This is a genomic window from Bariatricus sp. TF06-38A (assembly GCF_027690675.1).
Lineage (GTDB): Bacteria > Bacillota > Clostridia > Lachnospirales > Lachnospiraceae > Allocoprococcus > Allocoprococcus comes.
In genome coordinates, this window is sequence record NZ_JAQFCE010000047.1 from 1 (window position 1) to 8,523 (window position 8,523).

The 8,523-nt window shown below is 37.9% G+C and carries 8 protein-coding genes; 6 read left to right on the forward strand and 2 right to left on the reverse strand.

The window, feature by feature from the left end; translation table 11 throughout:
- From PG418_RS18710 to PG418_RS18735, 6 genes are all read left to right on the forward strand, one after another.
- On the forward strand, positions 1-982 hold a 982-nt coding region (locus PG418_RS18710; RefSeq protein ID WP_498837857.1), incomplete at its 5' end, for a hypothetical protein.
- Positions 983-1,107: 125 nt separating this feature from the next.
- The gene (locus tag PG418_RS18715; RefSeq protein ID WP_195413287.1) at positions 1,108-1,548 is read left to right on the forward strand and encodes a phage holin family protein; all 441 of its coding nucleotides are present in this window, start codon (positions 1,108-1,110) and stop codon (positions 1,546-1,548) included.
- Positions 1,549-1,581: 33 nt separating this feature from the next.
- Positions 1,582-2,439: an RHS repeat-associated core domain-containing protein gene (locus tag PG418_RS18720; protein ID WP_498837862.1), complete on the forward strand. Its 858-nt coding sequence runs from the start codon at positions 1,582-1,584 to the stop codon at positions 2,437-2,439.
- Positions 2,440-2,503: 64 nt separating this feature from the next.
- Positions 2,504-3,682 carry a hypothetical protein gene (locus PG418_RS18725; RefSeq protein WP_498837858.1) on the forward strand — a complete coding sequence of 393 codons (1,179 nt, stop codon included), beginning with the start codon at positions 2,504-2,506 and terminating at the stop codon, positions 3,680-3,682.
- Positions 3,683-3,693: 11 nt separating this feature from the next.
- Positions 3,694-4,812, forward strand: a complete 1,119-nt coding sequence (locus PG418_RS18730; RefSeq protein WP_498837859.1) for a hypothetical protein — start codon at positions 3,694-3,696, stop codon at positions 4,810-4,812.
- A gap of 238 nt (positions 4,813-5,050) precedes the next feature.
- Complete coding sequence (locus PG418_RS18735; protein ID WP_498837860.1) at positions 5,051-6,208, forward strand: hypothetical protein; 1,158 nt, start codon at positions 5,051-5,053, stop codon at positions 6,206-6,208.
- An 80-nt stretch (positions 6,209-6,288) separates the two neighbouring features.
- Here the strand turns inward: PG418_RS18735 and PG418_RS18740 are convergent, their stop codons facing one another.
- Together PG418_RS18740 and PG418_RS18745 are read right to left on the reverse strand one after the other, a co-directional pair.
- A complete protein-coding gene (locus PG418_RS18740; RefSeq protein ID WP_055261717.1) occupies positions 6,289-7,476 on the reverse strand; it encodes a ribose-phosphate pyrophosphokinase in 1,188 nt (395 codons plus the stop codon).
- Positions 7,476-8,471: an ATP-binding protein gene (locus PG418_RS18745; RefSeq protein WP_498837861.1), complete on the reverse strand. Its 996-nt coding sequence runs from the start codon at positions 8,469-8,471 to the stop codon at positions 7,476-7,478. Before PG418_RS18745 ends, PG418_RS18740 begins: the two co-directional genes overlap by 1 nt.
- Between the last annotated feature and the right edge of the window lie 52 nt (positions 8,472-8,523).

The following is an 8,523-nucleotide window of genomic DNA, read 5'->3' on the forward strand; positions in this document are numbered from 1 at the left end:
AAATAATAGAATATTGGTTGTAAAATCAGATGAAAAATGGATGAAATGCAATATTATAGCTGTGATCGAAATAGGAGTATGTTGGATGGTTTCGATAATTTCTGGTGATGTAATATTCATAGTTTTTTTAGGAATTCTATTATCTACCATTTCGCTATGGATATTATGGAGCGAAGGAAAAGTTTTGATTTTAGATGAAACAGGATGTACTGTAAAATTTTTAAAGTATAAAAAATATATGAAGTGGGATGAGATAGAAACAAAACAGTTAAGAGTAAATATGGGAATGTATTACGAAGGGGTATTGCTTTCCAGGTGCAAGGAAAAACCTCCGAATACAGGGAAGAGTGATTGGTATGTTTTAAAACATCCGTTAAGTAGTTTTCAAGTGAATTTTACAGGTATGCATAATCCGCATTTGTCGCCTAATAGATACGTTTCAGTAAAAGCAGAAATGTGCGCTATTGATAAAGAACTTTTTTTGAAGAAAATGGAAGAATGGGGAGTTAAAATAGATTCTGTTCGTACATTAGATAGAAAAATATTCTTTGATAAAAAAGGGAAAATGCAAACAAAAAGGAATGGTTATGGCTGGAAATGTCTGACATTCTGTCTTGGAATTGTATTAATATATTTATTGGAATTATTTATCTTTGTATTAAAAAGTGGTGTACTGATAGTGGTATTTAGTCCGTTTCTTATTGCGTTATTTATTATTTTGAGTATTGTTTGCCTTGAAAAAAGTTATATTTTAAAGATGGATAAAAAAGGCTGTACCCGAAAGGTTTTCTTCCTGTCAAAACGTTATCCGTGGAAGGATTTGCGGGTAAAACTGGTTGCATCGGAGAAAAGTCATTGTGGAGAGGGTGTTTTATTCATCAAAAAAAAATCTGGGAATAGCAGTTCTGCAAGTGAAACTTTTAGCTATGCGTCTTTGCATCCATACAGTAGCTTTGTAGCAAACTTTGAGGTGTTTGGATAGAAAGCAGTTGGCTCCTTGGATGAGTGTAAAAGTTATGTTTTACATTTCAAAAGATCAGAGTCAACTGCTTTTTGTTGAAGGAGAAGATTTATACTGCCGTTTGGTGATGAAATGGAGAGATTAAAATGAGACAAAAGATATTTATAGCAGGAAGTGCGCTGATCAGTCTGGTAGTGAACTTATTCGGTGGATGGGATACAGCGCTTGAAACGTTGATCCTGTTTATGGGAATTGACTGGTTTACCGGAGGGATTTTATTGCCGGTTGTATTTAAAAAGAGCCCGAAATCAAAAAGCGGGACATTGGAAAGCAGAGCAGGGTGGAAAGGATTATGCAGAAAAGGGATGGTGTTGTTATTTGTATTGATTGCAGTAAGACTGGATCTGCTGATGGGGACAAGTTATCTGAGGGATACGGTGTGTATTGCATTTATAGCAAATGAAGCAGTGTCAATTGTAGAGAATGCAGGACTGATGGGAGTACCGATATCGGAGGTGATCTGCAAGACGATAGAAGTGTTGGAGGAGAAAGGGAAAGGTTCTGAAGGAAGTAACTTACAGAAATAAAAACAGACGGGAAGACTCCTTCAGGGAGATATCATCGGGATTGTTGACAGTAAAGGAAGCCAGGTTGTAGTATATAGATATGATGCATGGGGAGGACTTCTGGTGTCATCAGATGTTTCAAGATTCGGTCTTGCACAGATCAATCCGCTGCGATACAGAGGCTACTATTACGACCAGGAGACAGGACTGTACTATCTGCAGACAAGATACTACGACCCGAAGGTGAGAAGATTCCTGAATGCAGATGATGCGAGTGTACTGACGAAGGATCCAGAGCAGCTGACGGAGAAGAATCTGTATGCTTACTGTGATGATAATCCGGTGATGTATCGGGATGATGCAGGGATGTTTGCATTCTCAGTAGGGCTTGGTGTACTCGGAATGGTAACAAACGTGGCGACATGTTATATTGCTTCAAAGGCAACGGGACAGGAGTTTGGAATTGGAGACTTGGCGGTTGCAGCTTTGGCAGGACTTGTAAACGGAGTGACAATAAATAATTTATATGTTACTTTGACTAGTGCTTTTATATCAGGAATAGGGACAACTATTTGTAGTATTATTAGTGGAAGTGATGTGAAAGAAGCGTTGTGGAAAGGTGGAATGACAGCATTATGTACAGCAGTTAGTATTAATGCAATTATAGAATTGAAAACACCCATTTTAGATGTTGTTAAAAATGTTTCTGGTACTATTTTTGGAATCGGTAATGGTTTAGTGACAGCGGGAGTAGTAGCATCACTCCCATACAGAAAGTCAAGCAGCAAAAAAAATCCTATACAAAATAAAAGCAAGTCAAATCCTGTGGTTAAAAAGAGTTCAAAGACAAAAAAACAACAGGAGAGGGCTCGAAAATATTTTATGTTTAAAATGAACCAATTGAGAGAGTGATAAAAGTAATATGCAGATAGGAAGAGTGAATGTAAATTTGCTCTTCCTATAAAAGGTAATCAAAATGGAAGAAGAAAAGAAAGAAGTATTAGTTATAAAATCAGATAAAGAATGGTTACAGTATTTTAGGATTAGAGTTAATGGGGTAATTCTTTTTATATTAATGGAAATTGTAGTTGAGGTAGTTTTTAACTATGATCTATGGAAGAGTAGAGCAATAACTCATGAAATAGCAGTTACTTTGGAAAAATGTGTAGCATTGATGTTTATAATAGCAAACATATTCCTGGTGCTAAATATTTATCGGATTTGGAGAAATATAGGGCGAAAGTTAGTATTGGATAAAACAGGTATTTGGACTAAAATATGTTTTTACGAAAAAAAGTATGAGTGGAAAGATTTCAAAATTAGGCAATTGCGAAAAAATTTAGGAGAATTTTGTTATGATGAGGGAGTATTTTTCGCGGTATATAAGCGTCAACCGAGACAAAATAGTAATTGTGAATTTTTCCCAATAAGGTATCCTATGGGTGGTTTTAATATTAATTTTAAGATGCATCGACCAATATTAGTAACTTCAAGAAATTATACAATATATATAAACGGTGAAATAATGGCGGTCGAAAAGGAAGAGTTGCTTTCCAAATTAAAAGAATGGGGAGTTGATTTTGAAACAGAGCGCCCGAAAAACTTTGATATTTTTCAGGACAAAAAGGGAAGGTTACAGTCCAGAAGAAATGGAACCGCCCGGATCTTACTTGCGGCAGCTATTTGGCTTTTACTTTTAGGTTTTATCATATATCCAATCTTTATCTGGAAGAATCCAGTACTGATTGCTATCTTTATTCCATTTTTTATTGCTCTTGTTCCGGTTTATGTGGTAGTCACCAGTAGAAAAAGTTACCGTTTAAAGATGGATGAAAAAGGCTGTATCCGAAAGTTTCTTTTTCTATCAAAACGTTATCTGTGGAAGGATTTGCGGGTAAAACTGGTTGCATCGGAGGAAAGTCATTGTGGAGAGGGAGTTTTATTCATCAAGAAAAAATCTGGGAATAGCAGTTCTGCAAGTGAAACATTCAGCTATGCGTCATTGCATCCATATAGTAGTTTTGTAGCAAACTTTGAAATATTTGGAAAGATGTACGGAGAGAAAGACGCATTACATGAAATTAACAAAGAGTTATTTCTAAAAAAAATGAAAGAATGGGGAGTAGAGGTAGAAGGGCTGCCGAAAGCAGAGTAGGTGATGAGGAAATGGAAGAAGAAAATAATAGAATATTGGTTGTAAAATCAGATGAAAAATGGATGAAATTCAGAAAAGAAGCAGTTATTGCAAGTTTGATATTAGAACTAATGTGGTGTTTTTTATTAAAACCACCTGTAGTATTTTCAATAGTTTCGCCCCCAATGATTGGATTTGTTTATTCATTGTTTTCTTGGATACAAGATAGCAAGGTATTGACATTAAATGAGACAGGATGTTGTATAAAGTGGTTTTTGTACGAAAAAATGTATACATGGGATGAAGTGAAAAATAGACAAATGCGTGTAAAATATAAGGATTATAAAGAAAGTATTTTAATGTCAATGAATGCGATACCTGAAGGAAAATATAAATGTGCAATGTTTATGTTTCAACATCCTTTTAAAAGTTTTGTGATCAATTTTTGTGGATTGCATGAGCCGTTCTATTTTGGTACGGGGAAAAATGGAAGTAGAACTTATGTAGTAGAAGGTGAAGTTTGTGCAATTGATAAAGACCTTTTCTTCAAAAAAATGAAAGAATGGGGAGTAGCTATTGAAAAGGTAAGAGTGATGAATGAGTCTGTATTTTATGACAAGTCAGGAGGAATTTGTACAAGACGAAATGGATATGGTTGGAAAATATTTTCGTTTGTTCTGGTATTAATAATGTGCGCGTGTTTAATGTTTCCAATTGTTGTATTAAAAGATATGGGCATGTTATTTATTTCGATTCCAATTGGCATCGTTTTTCTGATAGTTTACAAAGTAATAATCAGTAGGAAAAGTTATTGTTTAAAAATGGACGAAAAAGGTTGTACCAGAAAATTCCTTTTCTTGTCAAAACGTTATTTGTGGAAGGATTTGCGAGTAAAACTGGTTGCATCTGAGGAAAGTCATTGTGGAGAGGGTGTTTTATTCATTAAGAAAAAATCTGGGAATAGCAGTTCTGCAAGTGAAACTTTCAGCTATGCATCTTTGCATCCGTATAGCAGTTTTGTAGCAAACTTTGAGGTGTTTGGAAAGATGTATGGAGAAAAAGATGCTCTGCATGAGATTAATAAAGAGTTATTTTTGGAAAAAATGAAAGAATGGGGAGTAGAGGTAGAAGGACTGCCGAAAGAAGAGTAAAAAACTAAAAACAGAGTTAGAAAGCAGTTGGCTCCTTGGATGAGTGTAAAAGTTATGTTTTACAAAATAAAAGAAAGTCAAATCCTGTGGTTAAAAAGAGTTCAAAGACAAAAAAACAACAGGAGAGGGCTCGAAAATATTTTATGTTTAAAATGAATCAATTGAGAGAGCGATAAAAGCAATATGTAGACAGGAAGAGCGGAGAAAGATTCGCTCTTCCTGTAAAAAGGTAATCAAAATGGGACAGGAGAAAGATGTATTAATTATAAAATCGGATAAAAAGTGGAAAGACTTTTTTATAGACAGTATATGCGGATTTAGTATTTGTTTGATAGGGTTTGACATATTTTTGCTATATTGTGCAGTGAATATGCCGGATCCTAATAAGGAAGAGGGTAGAGCGATGAGCATTGTGTTTGCGATTGCCTATTCAATAGTGATAATCTTGCGTATTTATCTGCTTTGTCGAAATATGGATCGAGAGTTGATCTTGGATAAAACGGGAGTTTTGGTTAAAACATGGCTTTATAAAAGAAAGTATACATGGGAGGAATTTAAAATTAAACAATTGAGAATAAATGTGGGGGAATATTGTTATGATGAAGCTTTATTTTTGGCAGCATGTAAGCATCAGCCGAGGCAAAGCAGTAATTGTGAACTTTTTCCAATAAGACATCCAATAGGGAGTTTCTGTATTAATTTCAAAATGCATAGACCAATATTAGCGGGGCAAAGATATTCTATTTATATAAACGGTGAAATAATGGCGGCAGAGAAGGAAGAGCTGCTTTCCAAATTAAAAGAATGGGGAGTGGATTTTGAAACAGAGCGACCGAAAAACTTTGATATTTTTCAGGACAAAAAGGGAAGATTACAGTCCAGAAGAAATGGAACCGCCTGGATCTTACTTGCGGCAGCTGTTTGGCTTTTACTACTGATATTTATTGTATATCCGATTTTTATCTGGAAGAATCCAGTACTGATTGCTATCTTTATTCCATTTTTTATAGCTCTTGTTCCAGTTTATGTGGTAGTCACCAGCAGAAAAAGTTACCGTTTAAAGATGGATAAAAAAGGCTGTATCCGAAAGTTTCTTTTCCTGTCAAAACGTTATCCGTGGAAGGATTTGCGGGTAAAACTGGTTGCATCGGAGGAAAGTCATTGTGGAGAGGGAGTTTTATTCATCAAGAAAAAATCTGGGAATAGCAGTTCTGCAAGTGAAACTTTCAGCTATGCGTCATTGCATCCATATAGCAGCTTTGTAGCAAATTTTGAGGTGTTTGGAAAAATGTATGGGGAGAAGGATGCTCTGCATGAAATTAGTAAAGAGCTGTTTCTGGAAAAAATGAAAGAATGGGGAGTGGAGGTAGAAGGACTGCTGAAAGAAGAATGTTAAATAAAAATACTGCTTAGATATCAAAATGATATTCAAGCAGTATTTTTTTTCATATAGCGGAAAAATTTCGCTCGTATAAATTAATCGATCGCTTCCCCTTTTTTATATTTCTCAACTACATTCTGGATACGTTCGCTTGGATCAAGGATGCTGCTGATAGAAGCATCATGGTTCAGTGTATCGATCACCAGTGCGATGTATTTGCTCATGTCGCAGTTGATGTAGTAAGGACGGCTGAGCAGTTCCGGTGTCTGATAGATCAGGTTTGTTGTGAGGATTCCGTTGATCAGTCCTTCTTCGTAAGCCTGGTCGAATTTTTCCATACCGTTTGTGAAAAGTCCGAAGGTTGCAGCAGCGTAGATACGTTTTGCTTTACGCATCTTGAGCTGGCGTGCTACATCGAGGATACTGTCACCTGACGAAATCATATCATCGAGGATGATTACGTCTTTTCCTTCTACGGAAGAGCCAAGGAATTCGTGTGCTACGATCGGGTTACGTCCGTCTACGATGGTTGTGTAGTCACGGCGTTTGTAGAACATACCCATGTCGAGTCCGAGTACGTTGGCAAAGTAGATTGCACGTCCGGTTGCACCTTCATCCGGGCTGATCGCCATCATATGGTCAGCATCGATCTGAAGATCCGGTACATGCTTTAAAAGTCCTTTTACGAACTGGTAAGTCGGACGGATCGTCTCAAATCCGTTCAGCGGGATCGCATTCTGGACACGTGGGTCGTGTGCATCGAAAGTGATGATATTGTCAACACCCATGCGGACAAGCTCCTGCAGACCAAGTGCACAGTCCAGTGATTCACGGCCGCTTCTCTTGTGCTGGCGGCTTTCATACAGGAAAGGCATAATGACGTTCAGACGACGTGCTTTTCCTCCTACAGCGGCGATGACACGCTTCAGGTTCTGGAAATGGTCGTCCGGTGACATATGGTTGGTATTGCCGCTGAGCGAATAAGTCAGGCTGTAGTTGCAGACATCGACCATCAGATAAAGGTCTTTTCCTCGTACAGACTCATTGATAATACCTTTGGCTTCACCAGATCCAAAACGCGGTACCTTTGCGTTGATCAGATAGTTCGGCTTTTCGTAGCCGTTGAAAACAAGATTGTCTTTCTGGAAACGAGTCTCTTCCTTTCTCCATTTTACGAGATAGTCATTGACTTTATTTCCCATCTCTTCACAGCCGTCTACAGCAATAATGCCGAGAGAGCCAACTGGAATATTATCCAGAATTCGTTCACTTCGATGTAACATCAGTGTTCCTCCCTGTACATAAGTTTCTTTTGAATGCGGATATCATCACCAGCAAGGCGAAGTATCTTATAATGGTTGCTTATCCGGGAAAATGTACGTTCTGTATAGTTCGTCTTGATTTCCTCCAGAGTAAGATTAGTAGAAATGATCGTGGATTTCCTGTTCAGGATCCGATCATTTAAACACACAAAAAGCTGAGAAACGACAAAGTCTGTATTTCGTTCGGTTCCCAGGTCATCAATGATCAGCAGATCACACTGGTGGATCTGCTCATATAAAAGACAGCTCTCATCATTCCGGGTCAGTGCTTTTTCAAGGAGCGCATCGAAAAATTCAGAGGCAGTCAGGTAAAGAACGGAATGCAGAGAATCCATCACTTCTTTTGCAATGCAGTGACTGAGAAATGTCTTCCCAATACCAGTATTCCCAAAAAGGAGCAGATTACCATGTTTGGTATCAAAATTGTGGATGAAATTCATACATTCCTGATAAGCCTGCGTTGCAAGCTCGCGGGAATTCTGACCGGAAAGCCGGTCTCTATAATTGGATGAATAATAATCAAAATTAAAATGTTCAAAATTTTCCTGTTCGAGAAGCCCTTTTAAGTTGGACTGGGTGTAGAACAGATCAATGATCGCTTTTAAAAAGCAATGGCACTTTTTCGTGCCGACATAGCCGGTATCCTGACAGTCCGGACATTCAAAATGCTGTTCCAGATAGTCTTCCGGGAATCCGGCGTCGGAAAGGAGTCGGCGGCGTCTGTCAGAAAGAGACCGGATCTCTTCCTTCAAAGAAGCGAGGGCAGTGTCATCGCCTGCGAGCAGCTTTTTCGCCTGATCAAGACTGGCAGAAGAAATAGAGGCATCAATCGATGCAAGCTCCGGAACCTTCTGGCAGGCACGCTCGTAGTGAAGATTCGCGAGGTCGCGGCTCTTCGCTCTTTTTTCTTCATATACGCGCATCAGCGCATTGTATTGTGAATTGGTTAACGGCACAGTGTTCCGTTACTGAAAACTTATAAAAAGTTACAAACTTCTATGTTTCATT

Coding starts and splice junctions, on each gene's coding strand:
- PG418_RS18725 (WP_498837858.1), top strand. CDS start 2,504: ATGGAAGAAGAAAAGAAAGAAGTATTAGTTATAAAATCAGATAAAGAA.
- PG418_RS18735 (WP_498837860.1), top strand. CDS start 5,051: ATGGGACAGGAGAAAGATGTATTAATTATAAAATCGGATAAAAAGTGG.
- PG418_RS18715 (WP_195413287.1), top strand. CDS start 1,108: ATGAGACAAAAGATATTTATAGCAGGAAGTGCGCTGATCAGTCTGGTA.
- PG418_RS18730 (WP_498837859.1), top strand. CDS start 3,694: ATGGAAGAAGAAAATAATAGAATATTGGTTGTAAAATCAGATGAAAAA.
- PG418_RS18740 (WP_055261717.1), bottom strand. CDS start 7,476: ATGTTACATCGAAGTGAACGAATTCTGGATAATATTCCAGTTGGCTCT.